Below are 20931 nucleotides of genomic sequence, written 5' to 3' on the forward strand. Positions count from 1 at the left end.
GCCGGCAAAAAGTTCTACGTGACATTGTTCACGGTTCGAGGCATGCGCGAGCCCCCAGAAGCGGGCCACAGACGTCGATGTAACCAGGCGAACCGGGCGAGTCACCAGCAACGCACGCACAGGCAGCAACACCTGGCACCCGGCGCGTCTCGCAGCGTCAGATATCTGCCGCTGCGGTGACCTGCGGGGAATAGGCGGCAGCCTCGTGCGCCTTTTCCATTACGGCATGGGGCGCCCAGTCACGCATCCGGTGGTCACTCCACACCTGCCGCCAGCGGCGGGCGCCGGGCAAACCATTGCGCAAGCCCAGCATGTGGCGGGCCGCGGCGCTCCACGGGGTGCCATGCTCGCGCTGCTGGCGCGCCATGTAGTCGCACATGCTGGCCTCAATCTGCTCACGGGTGGCCGGATACAAGGTTTGCCGGGCAGCCGGGCCAGCACCGTCATCGCCAAAGAAGCGGGCATCCCACGAAGCCAGGGACCAAGGGTTGTGATAGGCCTCGCGCCCGATCATCACGCCGTCCAGCTCATGCAATTGAAGCGCCACCTCTTCATGGGTCTTGATGCCCCCGTTGACACAAATTATCAGGTGCGGGAACTCTTTCTTGAGGCGATGCACGAGCTCATAGCGCAGGGGCGGCACCTCGCGGTTTTCCTTGGGAGAAAGCCCCTTGAGCCAGGCATTGCGCGCATGCACGATGAAGACCTCACAGCCGGCTTCGCTGACGGTGCCCACAAAGTCACGCACAAAGTCATAGCTTTCGCCCTTGTCAATGCCGATGCGGTGTTTCACCGTCACGGGGATGCTCACGACATCCACCATCGCCTTCACGCAATCGGCCACCAGTTGGGGCTCGTTCATCAGGCAGGCCCCGAAAGCCCCGCGCTGCACCCGCTCGCTCGGGCAGCCGCAATTGAGGTTGATCTCGCCGTAGCCCCATTGCTCACCCAGCCTGGCGCAATGGGCCAAATCGGCCGGTTCACTGCCGCCCAGCTGCAGGGCGACGGGATGCTCTTCGGCGTTGAAGCGCAAATGCCGCTCCACGTCGCCATGGATCAGCGCGCCGGTAGTCACCATTTCGGTGTACAGCAAGGCATGGCGCGACAGCAAGCGGTGGAAATAACGGCAATGCCGGTCCGTCCAGTCCATCATGGGCGCCACACTCAGACGCCAGGAATGGCTGGAAGGCATTGAAACCGCACCGGGAACCGGTGCATAAAAAACGGGGGCTGACATAGCCTTATTTTCCCAGAAAGGCCGCCCCCAGCCTGGCTCAGGGGTTTGTGCAAACAGGATGGCGAAGACCAGGCCCCGCAGCTCCGGCTCTGAAGTCCCCCATGGCTTTGCCGCCTTCCCCCAGTTCATCTTGCCCTGGCTGAGCTCATCGGCCATGGCCACCCCTGCGGGAGCCGCGTATCGTATCAATACTGCGCGCCCCGCCAAAGCGCCCACCCTGTCGGCAGGCCCGCAAGGCAGGTAATATGACGCGAACACGCGGCAGCCGCGAGCAAGGCCAGAGCGACACTTCAGGCGCAGGAAAAGAAAGATGACAGCAATCCCCCTCCCCGTATCGACCGAACCATCTCGCCACCCGCCTTTTTTCACGCGTTCCCGAGCACCGGGCACGCTGCTGCCGATACTGCTGCTCGCAGCCTGCACCTCGGTTCCGCTGCCGCCCTGGACGCCTTCCCACTCCGTTGTCGATGCACCGGCCGGATCCGAGGCGCCGGCGCCAGCCGCGCCGCCTGTCATCGTCCAGATATCGCCGGCGCCGCCGCCTGCGCCGCTCTTGCCATCTGCGTCGGCAGCGCCCACCGATGAGCCGCCGCCCTACAGTCCGGCCGTCGCCGCCCGATTTCCAGCACCCACGGTGGTCTACAACACGCCAGGCCTGGGAGCCGGCCGCACCAGCTTTACATCCCAGGCCGAAATACGGGCCTGGCTGCGCGAGCAGGCCGCCTCCGCATCCCGCTCGGCGGGCATCAAAGCCGCCGTACTGCCCATCGGCAACTCTCAGCGCGGCGAAACACTGGAAGCGCTGGTCCTGACCCGTGCCGGCGGTACCGACCCGGCCGCCCTGCAGGCGGCAGGGCGTCCCACCGTTTTACTGACAGGCCAGCAGCATGGAAACGAGCCCGCCGGCAGCGAAGCGCTCCTGGTCATTGCCCGGGAACTGGCGCAGGGACAGCTCCAGCCCATGCTGGAACACATCAATGTGGTGATTGTTCCGCGCGCCAACCCTGACGGCGCAGCCAGCGACCAGCGTGTCACCCAGGGCGGGCTGGACATGAACCGCGACCATCTGCTGCTCAACACGCCAGAAGCCCAGGCCCTGGCCAAACTCGCGCGCGACTACCATCCCACCGTGGTCGTGGACGCCCACGAGTACACCGTGGTGGGCCGTTACCTGGAAAAATTTGGCACGATACAGAAGTTCGACGCGATGGTGCAGTACGCCACCACGGCCAATCTGCCGGAATTTCTAACCAAGGCAGCTGAAGAGTGGTATCGCCGCCCGATGCTGAGCGCGCTCAAGGACCAGGGCCTCACCACCGAGTGGTACTACACCACCTCGACGGATCTCGCCGATAAAAAAGTCTCCATGGGCGGCGCGCAACCGGACACCGGCCGCAACGTGAACGGGCTCAAAAACACCGTCAGCCTGCTGATCGAAACCCGCGGCGTGGGCATTGGCCGCCTGCACATCCAGCGCCGCGTGCATACCCATGTCACGGCCATCACCAGCGTGCTGGCCAGCACGGCCCAGCGCGCCGGCGAACTCAGCCAGTTGCGCCCCTACATCGACAAGGAAGTCAGCGCCCAGGCCTGCAAGGGCGAAGCCATCGTGGAGGCGGCGCCTACCGCCGCCCAGCACGACCTGGTCATGCTGGACCCGGTCAGCGGTGCCGACAAGACCATCACGGTGGACTGGAACTCCGCTCTTGCGCTGCGCAGCGTCAAGTCGCGGGCACGCCCCTGCGGCTACCTGCTCTCGGCCGCATCAACCACGGCCGTCGACAGGCTCCGCCTGCAGGGCGTTCAGGTGATGCGCGTGGCTGAGCCGGGGTCGCTCCTGGGCGACAGCTACCGCGAAACCGCGCGCACCTCGGGCGAGCGCCAGGATGTGCGCGGCACGATTGCCGGCAGCAGCCCCATCATCAAGGTGCAAGTCAGCCTCACACGCGGTGTCGTGGATGTGCCGCGCGGCAGCTATTACGTGCCCTTGAACCAGCCTTTGGGCAACCTGGTGCTTGCCGCACTGGAGCCCGACACCCAGAGCAGCTACTTTGCCAACCAGCTTCTGGAGAGCCTGCAAAGCACGGTGCGGGTGATGGCCGATCCCAGCATCAAGCTCGAAGAATTGCCCTGACTCCTGACGATACCCGCTCATCGTGAACGGGTGGGCTTGACGCCGGCGTCCTACAGGAAGAGGATGCCAAGGCTGACCGGGTGTGTTGAATTTCTGCGGATTAATGGGCTGTTACGCAAGAAAGGATTCGCCATGAAGGACTTTGAACTGACCAGAAAAATGCTGAGCTTCGGGGGTGTTTTTTACCCAACAGGCTATGCCGTCATCATGTTTCCCGATGTCGAAGACGCCAGGCAGGTGGCCGGCGAACTCGAAACCGACAGCGCCGGCATCATGCTGCTGACACCCGAGACCATTCTGAGAGAAATCAGCAAGGCGGATGGGCATTCGGACCTCACCCTGCCGCGCGTGGGCACCGAGGGGGCGACCGTGCACAAATACGCAGACCTGGCGCGCGAAGGCCACCATGCGCTGATGATTCCCGTGCCATCCCGGGAGGCCACCGAACGCATCATGGCCGTAGTGCGCAAAGTACCTTTTTCTTATGCGCAAAAGTACCACTCTCTGGCCATGGAAGACCTGGAGTAGCCAGTTGCCCAGGCCAGGGGCGCCTGCATGCGCGCCCTTGTTCGCTTTTCTCAAATTTGAGGCACACTGCGCCTCATGCCCCTGATCCCGCCCTCACGGGCAACTCCTTTCACGGGTTTCGCCTGGTGTCCCGGCGGAATCAGCTCTCCTGCCGCGACAGCTAGTTGCATTGGATTTTCAGTTGTTGATGCAGTTGGACGGCAGTAAAGCGCCCGATCACAACTGGCTGCAAATAACAGCCCCATTCGCAAGCAAGGACGCAAGATGATTGACCTCCATTACTGGCCGACGCCCAACGGGTGGAAAATCTCCATCATGCTGGAAGAGTGCGGCCTGCCCTACCGGCTGGTTCCGGTCAACATCGGCAAAGGTGAGCAGTTCTCGCCGGAGTTTCTGGCCCTCAGCCCCAACAACCGCATGCCGGCCATCGTCGACCACGCACCCTCTGGCGGCGCTACGTCCCTGGCGGTATTCGAGAGCGGCGCCATCTTGATATACCTGGCCGAAAAAACAGGCCGCTTCCTGCCGCTCGATGGGCGGGAACGCTATCAGACCCTGCAATGGCTGATGTGGCAGATGGGCGGACTGGGGCCCATGGCCGGGCAAAACGGGCATTTTCTTTTGTATGCGCCGGAAAAAATACCCTATGCCATCGAACGCTATGGCAAGGAGGTGGACCGCCTCTACGGCGTACTGGATACGCAACTGGCGCGAAAAGGTGGGTATGTGGCAGGCGCCAGCTATTCCATTGCCGACATGGCCGTTTTCCCCTGGGTACGCACCCACAAGGCGCAGCAAATTGATCTGCAGAAATTCCCCCATGTAGAGCGCTGGTACAACGCGTTGTTTGAACGGCCAGCCGTCAAGCGCGGACTGGACCTCGGCAAGGAACTGCGCGCGCCCGCACTGACCGAGGAAGCGCGCAAGGCGCTGTTTGGCCAGACCGCGCAAAGCGTGCGCGCAGGGCAGCACCAACCCAGCCCAAACGTTTAGATTTTCAACAGAAGCGAGACACGGATGATCGAGTTTTTCTTTGACTGCTCCAGCCCCTGGACTTACCTGGCTTTTCGCAACCTCCAGCCGCTGGCAGCCGACCTGAAGGAAACCATCAGTTGGCGACCTGTGCTGGTGGGCGGCATTTTCAACAGCGTCAACAAGGGCATTTATGCCGCGCGGGAAGACATGAGCTCGCCCAGAAACCGTTACATGCTCAAGGACGTCCAGGACCATGCGCGCGAAGCGGGCCTGCACATCCGGTTTCCGCCCAAAGTCTTTCCGGTCAACAGCGTCAAGGCCATGCGCGGCTGCCTCTGGATCGCCCAGGATGCGCAAGCCAAGACGCACTACCTGGCCTTTGTGGAGGCCACGTTTGCGGCTTATTTCGGCCGGGAAGAGGATATCTCGCAGGATGATGTACTGGCAGCCATCTGCCGGCAGGTGGGCATTGACGCCCGGGCATTTTCAGCGGGCATCGCCAGACCCGATATCAAGGAACAGCTCAAGGCCAATACCGACGAGGCGATCCGGCGCGGTGCTTTTGGCTCACCCACGTTCTTCGTGGGCGAGGACATGTACTTCGGCAACGACCGCCTGCCGCTGCTGCGATCGGCGGTACTTCGTGCGCGCGCCTAGCAGGGCTCAGGCTTGAACACCCTGCTGGTGCGACAGGCTGACGCCCGAGCGCTCCAGCACATGGCGCGCCATGGACTGCGCCAACTCCTGCTCGCCCAGAAAAATCCGGCCGGCGTGTTCACTGTCCAGCAATCTGGCCTCGGCCTCGTTATGGGTACGCACCACGGTTTCAATGCCCGGATTGAGCGCACGCGCCGTCGCAATCATCTGCCGCACGTCCAGCGTATCGGGCGTAGCAATCACCAGCATGCGTGCCTGAGCAATGTGGGCCTGAATCAGCACAACGGGCTCGACGGCATCGCCTGACACAGCGGCCAGGCCCTCAGCCCGCAGCCGCTCAACCAGCTCCCGGTTTTGTTCGGCCACCACAAAAGGAATATGGTGGGCTGCCAGCGCCGTCGCAATGCGCCGGCCTACCCGCCCGTAGCCCACCAGCACCACATGGCGCGAAAGGTATTTGGCCTCTGTGGTGGCGGGCAACTCGGCCATCGGGTCATCGCGCGCCTCCAGCTTGCGCGCCAGCGCTGACCTGGCCAATATCCATCGCTGAAAGGGTTCAACGGCCTTGAAGACCAGCTGGTTCAGCGCAATCGAAATCAAGGCCCCGGCCAGCACCAGGCTTTGCCCTTCCGGTGGCAGCAGGCCCAAAGAAGCGCCCAGCCCCACCAGAATGAAAGAGAACTCGCCTATCTGCGCCAGGCTGGCCGACACCGTGAGGGCCGTATTCAGGGGATAGCGGAACGCCGTGACCAGCAAACCCGCAGCCACCGTCTTGCCCACAATGATGATGCCGACCACAGACAGCACCTGCAGCGGGCGCTCTATCAGCACCCAGGGATCGAACAGCATGCCCACCGAGACGAAAAACAGCACGGCAAACGCGTCGCGCAGCGGCAGCGATTCTTCGGCGGCACGGTGGCTGAACTCGGACTCCCGCATCACCATGCCGGCAAAAAAAGCCCCCAGCGCAAATGACACGCCAAACAGCGCGGTGGCGCCAAAGGCAATGCTCACCGCAGCAGCCACCACACACAGGGTAAACAGCTCGCGTGAACCCGTGCGCTGAACCTGCCAAAGCACCCAGGGGAAAAATCGGCGCCCCACGAGCAGCATCAAGGCCACAAAAACGCCAACCTGCAGCAGGGTGATACCCAGTGAGGTCCACAGCGCATCCAGATCGGCAGCACCCTGGCCAGACAGCCAGCTGCCCAGCGGGGGGAGCAGCACCAGTACCAGCACCATGGCCAGGTCTTCGACGATCAGCCAGCCCACCGCGATGCGCCCATTGAAGGAGTCGAGAATGCCGCGACTCTCCAGGGCGCGAAGCAAGACCACCGTACTGGCGCATGACAGCGAGAGGCCAAATACCAATGCCCCGCCCAGGTTCCAGCCCCACCAATGCGCCACGCCCATGCCCAAGGCGGTCGCCACCGTCATTTGCACCACGGCGCCGGGCACGGCAATCTTGCGTACCGCCAGCAGATCACGAAGCGAGAAATGAAGCCCCACGCCAAACATCAGCAGCATCACGCCGATTTCAGCAAGCTGGCTGGCGATCCCGGCATCGGCCACAAAGCCGGGCGTGAAAGGCCCGATGATCACCCCGGCCAGCAGGTAACCGACCAGCGCCGGCAGGCGCAGGCGCGCTGCCGCAAAGCCAAGAATCAGGGCCAGGCCCAGGCCGGCGGCGATGGTGCTGATCAGTGAAACGCTGTGGGGCATGCGGCGGGAGCTCCTTCAGGAAAGCGGATTGAAGAGGCCCTGCGACGCAGCCTGATATGGCAGGCTGTCCCCGTAGAACTCGCGAGGAATAAATTTACTACAGTTGAAGCAGTGCAACGGCATCCCCCCCATGTCACCGAAAAAAGGTCGCCTGAACAAGCAAATAGCACGCCGGCCCAGAAAGCCTCGCGTGTCAACCCGGCCTCAAAACCGCCACAAAAAAAACCCGCCTAAGCGGGTTTTTTTTGACATGCAAAAGGCTCGGCGCCGTGAGCACTCATCAGCCCATGTGCAAACCGCCATTGAGCGAAAAGTCCGCACCGGTGGCATAACCGCCCTCGTCGGAGGCAATCCAGGAAATGATGGAGGCAATCTCTTCCGGCTGGCCCAGCCGCTTGGCAGGCACACCGGCCACGATTTTTTCCAATACGTCGGGGCGTATGGCCTTGACCATGTCGGTGCCGATGTAGCCTGGGCTCACGGTGTTCACCGTCACGCCCTTGCTGGCCACTTCCTGGGCCAGCGCCATGGTAAAGCCGTGCAGGCCGGCCTTGGCGGTGGAATAGTTCACCTGGCCAAACTGGCCCTTCTGGCCGTTGACCGACGAGATGTTGATGATGCGGCCAAAGCCCGCTTCTATCATGCCTTCGATGACCTGCTTGGTCACATTGAACATGCTGTTGAGGTTGGTTGAAATCACGGCATCCCAGTCGACCTTGCTCATCTTGCGGAACTGGCCGTCGCGCGTGATGCCGGCGTTGTTCACCAGCACGCTCACCGGACCGTGCTCGGCCTTGACCTTGTCAAAGGCTGCCACCGTGGAGTCCCAGTCCCCCACATTGCCCACCGAGGCGTGGAAGGTATAGCCCAGCGCCTTCTGCTCATCGAGCCATTTGTCGAAATCACGCGTGGGGCCGCAGCCCGCGACCACGTTGAAGCCATCCTTGGCCAGTCGCTGGCAAATTGCGGTTCCGATACCGCCCATGCCGCCGGTAACGTAGGCTATTCGTTTGGTCATTGCGTTTCTCCTTGATTCTGTCATTTCCACGAAATCGTTTTGCTATAAGTTCGATAGCAGCTTGCACCCGAATGGCACCCGCTGAAACCTGTTTTACCTGATATTCAGCGCTCCAGTGTGAGGGCAACCCCCATGCCGCCGCCAATGCACAGGCTGGCGATGCCTTTCTTGGCGTCGCGGCGCACCATTTCATGCAGCAGCGTGACCAGAATGCGACAGCCGGACGCACCAATCGGGTGACCAATCGCAATCGCGCCGCCATTGACGTTGACCTTGCTGGTGTCCCAGCCCATCTCTTTGTTCACCGCGCAGGCCTGCGCGGCAAAGGCTTCGTTGATCTCCAGCAGATCCAGATCCTGGGCTTTCCAGCCGGCGCGGGCAAGCGCCTTGGTCGAGGCCGGCACCGGGCCCATGCCCATGTAGGCCGGGTCCAGGCCGGTGGTGGCGTAGCTGGCGATGCGCGCCAGAGGTTTGAGGCCGAGCGCGGCCGCCTTTTTGGCGGTCATGACCAGCACGGCCGCGGCGCCATCGTTGAGGCCCGAGGCGTTGCCCGCGGTCACGCCGCCGGCCTTGTCAAAGGCCGGACGCAGGCCCGCCAGGCCCTCGGCGCTGGTTTTGCGGTTGATGAACTCGTCGGCCGCAAACACCACCGGCTCGCCCTTTTTCTGCGGAATGGAGATGGGTACGATCTCATCCTTGAACTTGCCGGCATCCTGCGCGGCCGCCGCCTTGGTCTGGCTGGCCAGCGCCAGTGCGTCCTGCGCCTCGCGGGCTATACCGTACTTCTTGGCCACGTTTTCCGCCGTGATGCCCATGTGGTACTGGTTGTAGACGTCCCAGAGGCCATCCACGATCATGGAATCGAGCATCTTCCAGTCGCCCATGCGCTGGCCGTCGCGCGAGCCATTCAGCACATGAGGCGCGGCGCTCATGTTTTCCTGACCGCCGGCAATCACGATCTCGCTGTCGCCGGTGGCCACTGCCTGCGCCGCCAGCATGACGGACTTCAGGCCCGAGCCGCACACCGCATTGATGGTCAGGCCCGGGATGGCATGCGGAAAGCCGGCCTTGACCACCGCCTGGCGCGCCGGGTTCTGGCCCACGCCGGCCGCCAGGACCTGGCCCATGATGACTTCACCGACCTGTTCGGCGCTCAGCCCCGAGCGCTCCAGCACGGCCTTGATGACAGCCGCACCCAGTTCGGTGGCTGGTGTCTTGGCCAGTGAACCGCCAAATTTTCCGACCGCCGTGCGGCCGGCTGAAACGATAACGATGTCTTCCATGAAATATCTCCTTGCTATAAATTATGTTGCAGTATTGGGTCGATTCAGGCCTTGACCTTGACGTAGCGCCCCGGCGCGGCTTCGATGGCCTGGTACTGGCGGCTGCCATAGCCCTTGGGCGCAGCAATTTGCTTGCCAGCCTGAGTTTTGAGCCAGGCCGACCAGTCCGTCCACCAGCTGCCGGGGTGTTCGGTCGCGCCCTTGAGCCAATCGGCCTGCGACACGGGGAATTTACCGGCCGGCAGCTTGTCATGGGTCCAGTAGCTGCGCTTGTTTTTGACGGGCGGGTTGATCACGCCGGCGATGTGGCCCGAAGCCCCCATCACAAAACGCTTTTTGCCCGGAAGCACCTGCGTGGACGCGTAGGCCCCGCCAATCGGCACGATATGGTCCTCACGCGAGCCGTAGAGATAGACCGGAATGTCCACCTTGCGCAAATCGACCTTCTCGCCGCAAACCACTGCCTTGCCCGGCTTGACCAGATTGTTCTCGAAATAGGTGTTGCGCAGATACCAGGCGTAAAACGGCCCGGGCAGATTGGTGGCGTCGCTGTTCCAGTACAGCAGGTCAAAGGGCGGCGGCGTCTCGCCCTTGAGGTAATTGCCCACCACGTAGTTCCAGACCAGGTCGTTGGGGCGCAAAAAGCTGAAGGTGGAGGCCAGCTCCTGGCCCTTGAGCAGGCCGCCCCGCCCCATCTCGGCCTCGCGGAACCGGACGGAGGCTTCGTCGATAAAGATATCCAGGATGCCGGTATCGGTAAAGTCCAGGAACGAGGTCAGCAGCGTGGCGCTCGCGACCGGTTTTTCGCCACGCGCCGCCAGCACCGCCAGGGCCGTGCCCAAAATCGTGCCACCCACGCAGAACCCCAGGGCATTGATGGTTTCGGCGCCTGTGATCTCCTGCACGACCGCGATGGCCTTGATGGCGGCTTGCTCGATGTAGTCGTCCCAGGTCTTGTCCGCCATGGATTCATCCGGGTTGCGCCAGCTCACCACAAAGGTGCGGTGACCCTGGGCCACGGCATAGCGGATCAGGGAGTTGTCGGGCTGCAGGTCAAGAATGTAAAACTTGTTGATGCAGGGCGGAATCAGCAGAAAAGGCTTTTCATAGACCTTGGCGGTCAGCGGCTTGTACTCCAGCAGCTGGAAGAACTCGTTTTCAAACACCACCGCGCCTTCGGTCGTGGCGACGTTCTTGCCGACCTCAAACACGCTCTCGTCGGTCATGGACACATGGCCCTGCCGCATGTCGTGCAGCATGTTGGCGAGTCCCTTGGCAATGCTTTCGCCCTGGCTGGCGATGGCTTTTTGCTGGGCCTCGGCGTTCAGGGCCAGAAAATTGCTGGGCGCCGTGGCCGCCATCCACTGCTCGACCGCGAAACGCACACGCGCCCTGGTTTTGGCATCGCCTTCCACGGCATCGGCCAGGCCCTTCAGGGCATTGGCGTTCAGCAGGTAGGCGGAAGCAGAGAAATTCGAGACGGGATTGCTCTTCCAGGCCTCTGCGGCAAAACGCCGGTCAGAGACGGCCGGTGCCGAATCGCCGGGCTGCAGACTCTGGTTCCACAGGGCCGAAGCCTCCTCAATATAGTGCTGCTGGAGCGCCTGTAGCTTGACCGGGTCAAAGCTGATGGGAGGCGGGAGACCGGCCGGGGGTGTGCCCGCCGCCAGTGCGCCCATGGCCTGCTGCAGGCCTGTGCCAAAGGTCTCTTGCATCTGTTGGGCCGCGTGGGCCCAGTTTGCCTCAGAATTCATCTTGTCTCCCTCTATCATCTCGAGTCTTGCTGACCCTGTTGAGTCCACACCAGTATCGTAGGATTTGCGCCCGGCTTTCTGACTAAACGCAACGTATTTATGTATTTGATTGTTATAGCCTGGATTTATGTCGTATTCATGATGAGCGTGGCCGAGGCCACCAACAGCAACGGAACACTGCTGGGCGCATTCATGACCTTTGTACTCTATGGTGTGGGGCCTGTGGCATTGGTGGTTTACCTGATGGGGGCGCCGGCGCGCAACAAGGCGATCAAAAAACGCAACGCGGAAGAACTGGCCCGGCACAGCGCCAGCGCGACAAACTCCCAGGAGCCAGGCCCGGCCACGCGCTCAGTCCCGCCAGATGCAGGCAGCCATGCGGCCGGTGGTGCCGAAGCCGTTGCCCCTGACACCGGCGTCGCGCCGGTGGGAGAAAAACCTTGACGGGTTGCTGACCGTGCACCAGGGCGCGCTGCCGTCGTTGCCATAAATCCGGGTAACGCCCATGGCCTGCAGGCGCAGGCGGGCCAGTGCCGGAAGATTGGCCAGGTACTTGCCCCCGCCTATGTCAACGAACAGCAGGCCGGCCCCGGCTTGCACCGCTTCAAACGCCGCCTTCACTTCAGCGCCCACCTCGAAAGCCGAAGGCCCGATGCACGGCCCCAGCCACGCTATCGTTTCAGGAGCTGAATGCGCCCGTTCTGCCTGGGCCAGAGCCCTGAAAGACGCATAAACCGAGGCCAGAACGCCCGGCCCGCCCATCAACCCGGTGACCCCGGCGCCCGCCAGACCGCGCCAGCCGGCATGGGCGGCAGCGACCACCGCACCATCTTCCGTCGTCAGCAGCACCGGCAGGCAATCGGCCACCATGATGGTGCAGGCCAGACGGCGCTGCGCGGTGACGCAGGCATCGGCGGGCTGGCCGTCGGGGCTGGCGGCCTCAAGCGCCAACACCTCACAGCCATGCACCTGCTGGAGAAAGACGGCACGCGTGCCCGTGGCCTGCTGCAGCAAGGCGCGGTTGGCCGCCACATGCTCGGGCCGGTCGCCCACATGGTCGCCGAGGTTCAGGCTGTCATAGGGCTGCGCCGACACGCCGCCGGCGCGGGTGGTGAACACCGCCCGAACGCCAGCGGGCGCGGGCCAGTCGGGAATCAGCCAATCGGCATGCAAAACGCAGGCCCCGTTCAGGCTTCGTTATCGGGACAGGCCGATGGCTGTGCCTTATGGAAGGCGGGCAGCGCCATGCAGGCGTCAAACGCCGCCATGGTGCGCGGCAGCCCCTCAAGATTCACATTGAAACGCCTGGCGTTGAAGATTTGCGGCACCAGGCAGCAGTCCGCCAGCGTCGGCGTGCTGCCGTAGCAATAGGTCGATGCCGGCAACTGTTCAAGCTGGCGCTCGAAGGCCTCCAGCCCCTCGCGGCACCAGTGGCGGTACCAGGTGTTTTTCGCTTCCTCATCCACCTTGAGCTCCCTCACCAGGTACTTGAGCACGCGCAGGTTGTTGAGGGGATGAATTTCGCAGGCGATCGACTGCGCCAATGCGCGCACCTTGGCACGGCCCACAGCGTCAGGAGGCAGCAGGGCCGGTTCAGGGTGCTTTTCATCCAGGTATTCAATGATGGCCATGGACTGCGACAGCTTTTCACCGTCCACCTCCAGCAGCGGCACCAGGGTGTCGGCTGACAGGGCCGCATAGGGCTCCTTCTTGTGATCGCCCCTGGCAATGTGAACGGGAATGTACTCGTAGCCCAGCCCCTTGAGCTCAAGCGCAATGCGCACGCGGAAGGAGGCGGAAGAGCGGAAATAGTTGTGGAGTCTCATGCCTGAAAGCATAAACTGAAACAGCGCCCGCCGGCCTTGCCCAGGTTTTGCGCCCCCACCCGCCAGACCGACGAATCGCCTCGGAGACTGACCAGGAAGCCGCTCCCCGCTATGGTGTGAAGCTGCATCCCCCAACCGCCCTGCCTGGAGACACCTCATGAGCACCCCCACCGCCCTTTCCGGATCAAGCAATCACCAGATTCGCCTGGCCAGCCGCCCTGTCGGCCTGCCCACCCGCGCCAACTGGAACTTCACCACCGAACCCGTGGCCGAGCCCGGCCCGGGCGGCGTGCTGGTGAAGACCCTCTACCTCTCGCTGGACCCGGCCATGCGCGGCTGGATGAACGAAGGCAAAAGCTATATCCCGCCGGTGGAGCTTGGCGCCGTCATGCGCGCCGGCGGCGTGGGCCAGGTCATTGCCTCGCAAAACCCGGCCTTTGCCGTGGGCGACTATGTCAATGCCGGCCTGGACGTGCAGGAATACTGCCGGATTCCAGAGGAGCAGATCAAGCGCAGCGGCATCTTCAAGATAGACCCCGGCCTGGGACTGACGCCCTGGCTCAACGTGCTGGGCCTGCCCGGCATGACGGGCTACTTTGGCCTGCTCGACGTCGGCCTGCCCAAGACCGGCGAAACCGTGGTCGTTTCCGGCGCGGCCGGCGCCGTGGGCCAGACGGTGGGCCAGCTCGCCAAACTCAAGGGCTGCCGCGTGGTCGGCATAGCCGGCGGCCGGGCCAAATGCGACTGGGTCGTCAACGAGCTCGGTTTTGACGCCTGCATCGACTACAAGGCCGGTGAGGTCAAGGCCGGCCTGAAGGAGCATTGCCCCAAGGGCGTCGACATTTACTTCGACAATGTAGGCGGCGAGATTCTTGACCTGGTGCTGACCCGCATCACGCGCGGCGCCCGCATCATCATTTGCGGCGCCATCAGCCAGTACAACAACACCACGCCCGTGAAAGGGCCGGCCAACTACCTGTCGCTGCTGGTCAACCGCGCGCGCATGGAAGGCATTGTGGTGTTCGACTACGCCGACCGCTACCCGCAGGCCATCGCCGAATTGGCGGGTTACCTGAAGGCCGGCACCCTGAAAAGCCGGGAAGACGTGGTGCAGGGCCTGGACACCTTCCCCGAGACCCTGCTCAAGCTGTTTAGCGGCGAAAACTTTGGCAAGCTGGTGCTGCAGGTGGCGCCAGCGTAAACACCCCGGCCAGCTCCCCCGCCTTTGGCCATGCGATAACTATTAATTTCATAGCAGCTGACGGCCACTCCACGAGCGCTCAAGGCCAGATTGGCAAAAACCTGATACAGGCGGCGCTGAAGAGCTGGCCATGCTGGCCTTCACCGCCCCGCCCCGCCTGGGCAACAGCCGGCTCAGTTGCCAGATCGGGCTGACGCCGGCGCTCGATGGTTTGACGGTAGAGTTACCGCCTGCGCAATATTGACAATATTGAATATTCACCCACATCGGAGCCTGCCCATGATTCTCGAACTCGCCGATATCCGCATTCAGCCCGGCCAGCAGGCCGCTTTTGACGAAGCCATCCAGCGCGGCGTCAACACCGTGATTGCCAAAGCCAGGGGCTTCCACGGTTACAAGGTCAACAAGGGCATTGAAAGCCCCGAGCGCTACATCCTGCAAATCTTCTGGGAAACCCTGGAAAACCACACCGTCGATTTCCGCGAATCGCCGGCCTTTGCCGAATGGCGCGCGATTGTCGGGCCGTTTTTTGCCGGGCCGCCCACGGTGGAGCATTTCGATCTGCTGGCCAAATCAGCCTGACGCGCGTCTGCGGCTTGAGGCCGCAGGGCCTAAAAAACGGGACTTGAAGGTCCCGTTTTTTAGGCGGCCACCGCCTGCGCCATGAAATGCCCAGGCTACTTGTCCCTGGGAAAATTGTCGTGACTGGCGACCAGCTTGCCGAGCAGGGCCCCCAGCTGCGCCCGCTCGGTGGCGTCCAGCGGGCTCACGATGCGTTGCTGGGCCCGGCGCACCGAGCGTGCCATCTGCCGTGCCACCTTTTCGCCCTCGGGCGTGGTCCAGAGCAGCTTGCGGCGCCTGTCTTGCGGATCCGCCTCGCGCCTGACCCAGCCCTTGGCTTCGAGCCGGCCAATCACCGAGCCAAAGGTGGCCGGGTCAAAGGCCACCCGGCCTGACAGCGTGACCTGGTCCTCGCCCGGCTCATCCATCAGGGCGTTCAGAATGGCAAACTGCACCGGCGTGACATCAAAGCCGGCGGTCTCTTCCATGAAGATGGCGACCGCCAGCTGTTGCGCCCGGCGGATCAGGTGCCCGGGCGCTTCAGCGAAATTGAAACCTTTTGCCATGCCCGGAGTTTAGCGTTCAGGGTAAACACCAGGCCCTCAAATAATACGTACACTTACCATCAACGCCCTTACCCTGATCCGGCCGATAAAAAGCATGGCGCAAGTCTCCCCCTTCATGATTTCGGGCGGCAGCATTGGAAATGGATACAGGGCGGGACCGCTCCCTCAAAACTGTTCCAATAAAGGCCATAAAACCTTTGTATAAGCCCATGAAAACGCCTGCCACGCCCTCCAAACTTTTGGCATTCGCTACGCTTTTGATAGCTGCCTGCGCCCTTGCCACAGGGGCTGAAGCCCAAAATGGCTTAAAAAAAGCAGACGCCTGGCCAAACCGCCCGGTGCGCATCCTGGTGGGCTTTCCCGGTGGCTCGACGCCCGACATGGCGGCGCGCACGCTGGCCGAACCCCTGGCCAAGGCGCTGGGCCAACCCGTCATCATTGAAAACAAAGTGGGCGCCTCCGGCAACATTGCCGCCGACCAGGTGGCCAAGGCCAATGACGACCACACGCTGGGCGTCGTCATCAATGGCAACCTGACCTCGGCCAAGCAGCTTTACCCCAGGCTGCCCTACGATCCGGCCAAGGACTTCACGCCCCTGTCGCTGCTGGCCACCGCGCCGCTGATGCTGGTCGCGCCCGCCAGCCTGCCCGGCGGCGCCGAGTTCTTCAGCGCCGCGCGGCAGGCGGGCGGGCACTGGAACTACGGCTCGGTCGGCAACGGCTCCGTGGCGCATCTGGGCATGGAGCTGATCAAAAGCCGCGTCCCCGGCCTCCAGCCGGTGCATGTGCCCTACGCGGGCAACCCGCAAGTGATCACCGCCATGATCGGCGGCCAGATCCAGATGGCGCTGATTCCGCCCGGCGTCGCCATGCCGCACATCCGCTCCGGCAAGCTCCAGGCCATTGGCGTGACGGGCGGCCGCAGCTCGCTGGCGCCGGAGATCGCGCCGCTGGCCGATGCCGGTGTGAAGAACGTCAACCTCGAGGTGTGGACGGCGCTGATAGGCCCGGCCAACCTGTCCAGGGCCGCGCAGGCCCGGCTGGCCCAGGAAGTGCCGCGCATCATCCACGATGCCGACACCCGGCAAAAACTCTTCAACCAGGGCTGGCAGGCCGTCGGCACCTCGCCCGACGGACTGAAGAGCCGCCTCAAGGACGAGACCGCGATTCTGGGCAACATCATCCAGGCGCGCGGCATCAAGCTCGAATAAATGATGCCCCCACAGTCGTTCACTGCGTGTAACTCCTTGCCCCCCGAGGGGGCCGCCCGCCTGCGGCCCGGCAAAGCCGGTTCCGCGGCTCATGCTGGGTTAGAGAGTTCCAGCAGGCATACCAGTGAGGGCCGCGGGACTGGCTTTGCCAGACCGCAGGCGCCGCCCCCTCGAGGGGGGAACAGGCTACACGCAGTGAGCCTGGACGGGGGGGAGCCAAATTGAACTTCATCACCGAACCCGCCCGCAGCCTGCCCGTCTATGGCGAATTTGATGTCGTCGTGATAGGCGGCGGGCCGGCCGGCCTGGCCGCCAGCGTGAGCGCCGCCCGGCACGGCGCACGCACCCTGCTGGTCGAGCGCTACGGCTTTCTCGGCGGCATGGGCACGGCGGGCGGCGTCACCAATTTTGCCGGCCTTTATGGCCGAAAAAATGGCGAGATGCGGCAGGTGGTGCATGGCGTGGTCGATGAGCTCTTGCTGCGCATTGATGCACTGGGCGGCCTGAATGCGCCGCAGGACGGCATGCTGGGCCGCATCCGCGTGCGCTCCTACGATGTGTCGGCCTACAAATGCGCGGCCGACCAGTGGCTGCTGGCCGCTGGCGTGCAGCTGCTGTTCCATGCCTGGGCTGCCGCGGTACTGATGGAAGGCCGGCAAATCCATGCCCTGGTGGTCGAAACCAAATCCGGCCGCCAGGCGATTCGCGCCAAGCGCTTTATCGACTGCTCGGGCGACGCCGACCTGGCCCACTTCGCGGGCGTGCCGTTTGAGCTGGGCGACGGCCACGGCAGCGCGCTGTTTCCTTCGACCATGTTCCGCGTCGGCCATGTGGATGCACCGCGCGCGCTGGCGGCCGTCGGCGAGTTCAAGGCCGTCAACACCCTGATGGCGCAAGCCCAGGCGCGCGCGCCGGGCCGCTACCGGTTTCCGCGCGAAGGCGCGATTCTGCGCCCGCAAAAAAACCCGACAGAGTGGCGTGCCAACGTCACGCAAATCCGCAATGCCGGCGGCACGGCCATGGACGCCACCGATGCGCGCCAGCTCAGCGACGGCGAGCTGGAAGGCCGGCGCCAGATCAGCGAATACTTCCGCTTTCTGCGTAACGAGGTACCGGGCTTCGAGCAGTCGGCCATTGTCGACATTGCGCCGCAGGTGGGCATACGCGAAACCCGGCGCATTCAGGGCCTGTACGCGCTCAGCGGCGAAGACATCCTGTCCTCGGCCCGCTTCGACGATGCGATCGGCGTCAACGCCTGGCCTATGGAGCTGCACGCCGAGGGCCGGATCGACTGGCAATTTCCGCGCAATATCGATGCGCCGCAGGGCCGCGCCTACAACGACCTGCCCTGGCGCATGCTGGTGCCGGCCACGCTGGACAACCTGCTGGTCGCCGGGCGCTGCGCTTCCATGACGCACGAAGGCCAGTCGGCCGCGCGTGCCAGCGGCGCCTGCTTTGTCATGGGCCAGGCCGCGGGAACCGCCGCAGCCCTGGCGCCCGCCGGCCAGGGCTTTGCCAGGATCGACGTGCGCCGCCTGCAAGCCCGGCTCGCGCGGGACGGCGTGTATTTCGACCCCGCCGGTGCCGGCGGCCAGTAAGTCCCACAAACGCCAGGACAGGAGAGCCCATGGAGATGACAGCCCCACCCCCAGCGGCGCAAGCCGCCCCGGCCGGGAACGTGGCGCGCAAGGCGTTTTACGACGCCATTTCCGCGCAGAACATGACGCCCTGTGGGAAATGCTGCATTCGCTGGTGCCGCCCGCCCCGAATACGCCCTGCCAGCCGGCGCTGTGGAAATACGCCGACGTTCATCCTTACCTGATGCAGTCGGGCCAGCTGATCACCGCCGAAGAAGCCGTGCGGCGCGTGCTGATCCTGGAAAACCCGGGCCTGCGCGGCCAGTCGGCCATCACGCAGTCGCTGTACGCCGGTTTGCAGGTCATCCTGCCGGGCGAAGTGGCGCCCAGCCACCGCCACACCCAGAGCGCGCTGCGCTTTGTGGTCGAAGGCCATGGCGCCTACACCGCGGTGGACGGCGAGCGCACGCCGATGAAGCCCGGTGACTTCATCATCACCCCCAGCTGGACCTGGCATGACCATGGCCATGCCGGCCGCGTCGAGGCCGACGCCCCGGTGGTCTGGCTGGACGGCCTGGACATTCCCATGCTGCGCTTTTTCGACGCCGGCTTTGCCGAAAGCGGCGGCGCCGCCTCGCAAACCGTGACCAGGGCCGAAGGCCTCAGCTACCAGCGCTACGGCGCCAACATGCTGCCGGTGCGCTACGACGCGCCTTTCGGCCAGACCTCGCCCATCTTCAGCTACCCCTACGAGCGCACGCGCGAAGCCCTGCACGCGCTGGAAACCCGGGCCGACATCGATGCCTGGGACGGTGCCAAGCTGCGCTACGTGAACCCGGCCACCGGCGGCTCGCCCATGCCGACCATGGCCACCTTCATGCAGCGCCTGCCCGCCGGTTTTGAAGGCAAGCCGTATCGCCAGACCGATGGCGCGGTGTTCAGCGTGGTCGAAGGCAGCGGCAGCGTCACCATCACACGCAACGAGCAGGTGCAAACTTTCGAATTTGGCCCGCGCGACCATTTTGTGATTCCGTCGTGGCACACTGCGCAGCTGCGTTCGGCGCAGGGTTGCGTGCTGTTCAGTTTTTCAGACCGCCCGGTGCATCAGGCCCTGGGCATACACAGAGAGGAAAGGTTGTCATGAGTTTTGTCTTTACACCGCCCGCCACGGTCTCCGTGCCTGTCGTGGGCACGCCGGAGCGCTTTCCGGTGCACCGCATCTACTGCGTGGGCCGCAACTACGAAGAGCATGCCAAGGAAATGGGCTTTACCGGCCGCGAGCCACCGTTTTTCTTCCTGAAACCGGCCGACGCCATCGTCGCCGTGGAAGCCGGCCAGACCGGAACCATCCCCTACCCCAGCCTGACGAAAAACCTGCACCACGAAATCGAGCTGGTGGTGGCGATTGGCACGGGCGGCAAAAACATCAAGGCCGCGGATGCGCACAAGCACATCTACGGCTACGCCGTGGGCCTGGACATGACGCGGCGCGATTTGCAGAACGAGATGAAAAAGCAGGGCCGGCCCTGGTGCATAGGCAAGGCTTTTGAGCATTCCGCCCCCATAGGCCCGATCACGCCGGTGGCGCAAGCCGGCGACGTGAACAATGCCGAAATCTATGTGCAGGTCGATGGCAAGGACCGCCAGCGCAGCAACGTCTCCAGGCTGATCTGGAACATCGCCGAAACCATCGAGCACCTGTCGACCGCATGGGAGTTGCAACCCGGCGACCTGATTTACACCGGCACGCCCGAAGGCGTGGCGGCCGTGGTGTCGGGCGACACCCTGGTGGGTGGCGTGGCGGGCCTGGGCACGCTGAGCATCAAGGTGGCCTGAAGCGGTTGTTGCGTATCAACAAGCCCACTCTTAACGTTAACGCCGGCCCTGCGGGCGAAGTTGATGGGTGGCTGGCGAAAAACCGGGCTCAGACCCGGTTTTTTATGCCTTTCAGGCCTCCAGCCCTTTAAGTACGGGCGCCTGCAGCTATGGTTTAAATAGCATTCAGCGACCCGCCCCCAACCGCCGAACGAGCGCGCCAGCCAAAGCCGCTACACTCATTTGATGCATCGTCCCCCCCTGAAACACTGCCGCGTTTGCGGTACCGCTGTGGCCTATCGCCTGCCCGATGACGGCGACACCAAGGAGCGCGCCGTCTGCCCCGCCTGCGGCACCGTGCATTACGACAACCCCCTCAATGTGGTCGGTACCGTTCCGGTGTGGGGTGCCGAGGGCGAGCAGGTTCTGCTGTGCAAGCGCAATATCGAGCCGCGCTGGGGCAAATGGACGCTGCCGGCGGGCTTCATGGAACTGGGCGAGACCACCGCGGAAGGCGCCGCCCGCGAAACCCACGAGGAAGCCGGTGCGCAGTTTGAAATGCTGGGACTCTTTACCGTCATGAACGTGGTGCGCGTCGGGCAGGTCCACCTGTATTACCGGTCCCGGCTGCTCAGCACCGAGTTCCATCCCGGCCACGAAACCATAGAAGCCAGGCTGTTCACGGAGTCGGAAATCCCGTGGGAAGAAATTGCGTTCAAGACGGTCAAGGAAACGCTGGCCTGCTATTTCGCCGACCGCCGCAAGGGCCGCTATGACATTCACACCCTCGATATAGACTGAGCGGCAGCACCGCCTCCCTGCCAGCCAGTGCTGTTCACCCGCCAAGCGTCACTTAAAATTTCTCC

The 20931-nt window shown here is 63.6% G+C and carries 18 protein-coding genes and 1 pseudogene; 11 read left to right on the top strand and 8 right to left on the bottom strand.

What is annotated here, in order from left to right:
• Positions 1-157 precede the first annotated feature (157 nt).
• On the bottom strand, positions 158-1192 hold the full coding sequence (gene dusA / locus PJE01S_RS16995; protein WP_068834861.1) for a tRNA dihydrouridine(20/20a) synthase DusA: 1035 nt from the start codon (positions 1190-1192) through the stop codon (positions 158-160).
• A 355-nt stretch (positions 1193-1547) separates the two neighbouring features.
• On the opposite strand from dusA, the gene PJE01S_RS17000 reads away from it, so the two are divergent.
• From PJE01S_RS17000 to PJE01S_RS17015, 4 genes are all read left to right on the top strand, one after another.
• Entirely contained in the window at positions 1548-3371 is a 1824-nt protein-coding gene (locus PJE01S_RS17000; protein WP_068834827.1) for a M14 family metallopeptidase, read from the top strand.
• Between the two features lie 132 nt (positions 3372-3503).
• Positions 3504-3899, top strand: a complete 396-nt coding sequence (locus PJE01S_RS17005) for a hypothetical protein (RefSeq protein ID WP_068834828.1) — start codon at positions 3504-3506, stop codon at positions 3897-3899.
• Positions 3900-4163: 264 nt separating this feature from the next.
• Complete coding sequence (locus PJE01S_RS17010; RefSeq protein WP_068834829.1) at positions 4164-4892, top strand: glutathione binding-like protein; 729 nt, start codon at positions 4164-4166, stop codon at positions 4890-4892.
• Between the two features lie 24 nt (positions 4893-4916).
• Complete coding sequence (locus tag PJE01S_RS17015; protein ID WP_068834830.1) at positions 4917-5531, top strand: 2-hydroxychromene-2-carboxylate isomerase; 615 nt, start codon at positions 4917-4919, stop codon at positions 5529-5531.
• 6 nt (positions 5532-5537) lie between these two features.
• Here the strand turns inward: PJE01S_RS17015 and PJE01S_RS17020 are convergent, their stop codons facing one another.
• From PJE01S_RS17020 to maiA, 6 genes are all read right to left on the bottom strand, one after another.
• The gene (locus PJE01S_RS17020) at positions 5538-7253 is read right to left on the bottom strand and encodes a cation:proton antiporter domain-containing protein (protein WP_068834831.1); all 1716 of its coding nucleotides are present in this window, start codon (positions 7251-7253) and stop codon (positions 5538-5540) included.
• A 280-nt stretch (positions 7254-7533) separates the two neighbouring features.
• Entirely contained in the window at positions 7534-8271 is a 738-nt protein-coding gene (gene phbB / locus PJE01S_RS17025) for an acetoacetyl-CoA reductase (protein WP_068834832.1), read from the bottom strand.
• Between the two features lie 104 nt (positions 8272-8375).
• A complete protein-coding gene (locus PJE01S_RS17030; RefSeq protein ID WP_068834833.1) occupies positions 8376-9554 on the bottom strand; it encodes an acetyl-CoA C-acetyltransferase in 1179 nt (392 codons plus the stop codon).
• A gap of 44 nt (positions 9555-9598) precedes the next feature.
• Positions 9599-11308 (bottom strand): PHA/PHB synthase family protein, encoded by a 1710-nt coding sequence (locus PJE01S_RS17035; RefSeq protein ID WP_068834862.1) that lies wholly within the window; start codon positions 11306-11308, stop codon positions 9599-9601.
• A 351-nt stretch (positions 11309-11659) separates the two neighbouring features.
• Positions 11660-12481, bottom strand: coding sequence for a peptidoglycan editing factor PgeF (pgeF, locus tag PJE01S_RS17045; protein WP_068834835.1), 822 nt, complete (start codon positions 12479-12481; stop codon positions 11660-11662).
• A 14-nt stretch (positions 12482-12495) separates the two neighbouring features.
• Positions 12496-13134 (bottom strand): maleylacetoacetate isomerase, encoded by a 639-nt coding sequence (gene maiA / locus PJE01S_RS17050; protein WP_068834836.1) that lies wholly within the window; start codon positions 13132-13134, stop codon positions 12496-12498.
• A gap of 157 nt (positions 13135-13291) precedes the next feature.
• Between maiA and PJE01S_RS17055 the strand changes: the two genes are divergently transcribed.
• Both PJE01S_RS17055 and PJE01S_RS17060 read left to right on the top strand, forming a co-directional pair.
• Positions 13292-14335, top strand: a complete 1044-nt coding sequence (locus tag PJE01S_RS17055) for an NADP-dependent oxidoreductase (RefSeq protein WP_068834837.1) — start codon at positions 13292-13294, stop codon at positions 14333-14335.
• Positions 14336-14614: 279 nt separating this feature from the next.
• Positions 14615-14917 carry an antibiotic biosynthesis monooxygenase family protein gene (locus PJE01S_RS17060; protein ID WP_068834838.1) on the top strand — a complete coding sequence of 101 codons (303 nt, stop codon included), beginning with the start codon at positions 14615-14617 and terminating at the stop codon, positions 14915-14917.
• A gap of 95 nt (positions 14918-15012) precedes the next feature.
• Here PJE01S_RS17060 and PJE01S_RS17065 read toward each other — a convergent pair whose 3' ends face one another.
• A complete protein-coding gene (locus tag PJE01S_RS17065; protein WP_068834839.1) occupies positions 15013-15462 on the bottom strand; it encodes a MarR family winged helix-turn-helix transcriptional regulator in 450 nt (149 codons plus the stop codon).
• 209 nt (positions 15463-15671) lie between these two features.
• On the opposite strand from PJE01S_RS17065, the gene PJE01S_RS17070 reads away from it, so the two are divergent.
• From PJE01S_RS17070 to PJE01S_RS17090, 5 genes and pseudogenes are all read left to right on the top strand, one after another.
• Positions 15672-16673, top strand: a complete 1002-nt coding sequence (locus tag PJE01S_RS17070) for a Bug family tripartite tricarboxylate transporter substrate binding protein (RefSeq protein WP_068834840.1) — start codon at positions 15672-15674, stop codon at positions 16671-16673.
• A 221-nt stretch (positions 16674-16894) separates the two neighbouring features.
• Entirely contained in the window at positions 16895-18271 is a 1377-nt protein-coding gene (locus PJE01S_RS17075; RefSeq protein ID WP_068834841.1) for an FAD-dependent oxidoreductase, read from the top strand.
• 29 nt (positions 18272-18300) lie between these two features.
• Positions 18301-19394, top strand: a pseudogene (gene gtdA / locus PJE01S_RS17080) (gentisate 1,2-dioxygenase).
• On the top strand, positions 19391-20086 hold the full coding sequence (locus PJE01S_RS17085) for a fumarylacetoacetate hydrolase family protein (RefSeq protein ID WP_068834842.1): 696 nt from the start codon (positions 19391-19393) through the stop codon (positions 20084-20086). The pseudogene gtdA and the gene PJE01S_RS17085 overlap by 4 nt, the downstream one beginning before the upstream one ends.
• A gap of 225 nt (positions 20087-20311) precedes the next feature.
• Positions 20312-20866 (top strand): NUDIX hydrolase, encoded by a 555-nt coding sequence (locus tag PJE01S_RS17090; protein WP_174548555.1) that lies wholly within the window; start codon positions 20312-20314, stop codon positions 20864-20866.
• Positions 20867-20931 lie beyond the last annotated feature (65 nt).

The organism is Polaromonas jejuensis NBRC 106434, from assembly GCF_001598235.1.
Taxonomy (GTDB): Bacteria; Pseudomonadota; Gammaproteobacteria; order Burkholderiales; family Burkholderiaceae_C; genus Polaromonas; species Polaromonas jejuensis.

Bases quoted from the DNA above. Each gene is read 5' to 3' on its own strand.
- dusA (WP_068834861.1), bottom strand. From the start codon at position 1,192: ATGCCTTCCAGCCATTCCTGGCGTCTGAGTGTGGCGCCCATGATGGAC.
- PJE01S_RS17030 (WP_068834833.1), bottom strand. From the start codon at position 9,554: ATGGAAGACATCGTTATCGTTTCAGCCGGCCGCACGGCGGTCGGAAAA.
- PJE01S_RS17010 (WP_068834829.1), top strand. From the start codon at position 4,164: ATGATTGACCTCCATTACTGGCCGACGCCCAACGGGTGGAAAATCTCC.
- PJE01S_RS17060 (WP_068834838.1), top strand. From the start codon at position 14,615: ATGATTCTCGAACTCGCCGATATCCGCATTCAGCCCGGCCAGCAGGCC.
- PJE01S_RS17090 (WP_174548555.1), top strand. From the start codon at position 20,312: ATGCATCGTCCCCCCCTGAAACACTGCCGCGTTTGCGGTACCGCTGTG.
- PJE01S_RS17000 (WP_068834827.1), top strand. From the start codon at position 1,548: ATGACAGCAATCCCCCTCCCCGTATCGACCGAACCATCTCGCCACCCG.
- PJE01S_RS17070 (WP_068834840.1), top strand. From the start codon at position 15,672: ATGAAAACGCCTGCCACGCCCTCCAAACTTTTGGCATTCGCTACGCTT.
- PJE01S_RS17015 (WP_068834830.1), top strand. From the start codon at position 4,917: ATGATCGAGTTTTTCTTTGACTGCTCCAGCCCCTGGACTTACCTGGCT.
- PJE01S_RS17035 (WP_068834862.1), bottom strand. From the start codon at position 11,308: ATGAATTCTGAGGCAAACTGGGCCCACGCGGCCCAACAGATGCAAGAG.
- PJE01S_RS17065 (WP_068834839.1), bottom strand. From the start codon at position 15,462: ATGGCAAAAGGTTTCAATTTCGCTGAAGCGCCCGGGCACCTGATCCGC.
- PJE01S_RS17020 (WP_068834831.1), bottom strand. From the start codon at position 7,253: ATGCCCCACAGCGTTTCACTGATCAGCACCATCGCCGCCGGCCTGGGC.
- PJE01S_RS17085 (WP_068834842.1), top strand. From the start codon at position 19,391: ATGAGTTTTGTCTTTACACCGCCCGCCACGGTCTCCGTGCCTGTCGTG.
- PJE01S_RS17055 (WP_068834837.1), top strand. From the start codon at position 13,292: ATGAGCACCCCCACCGCCCTTTCCGGATCAAGCAATCACCAGATTCGC.
- phbB (WP_068834832.1), bottom strand. From the start codon at position 8,271: ATGACCAAACGAATAGCCTACGTTACCGGCGGCATGGGCGGTATCGGA.
- maiA (WP_068834836.1), bottom strand. From the start codon at position 13,134: ATGAGACTCCACAACTATTTCCGCTCTTCCGCCTCCTTCCGCGTGCGC.
- PJE01S_RS17005 (WP_068834828.1), top strand. From the start codon at position 3,504: ATGAAGGACTTTGAACTGACCAGAAAAATGCTGAGCTTCGGGGGTGTT.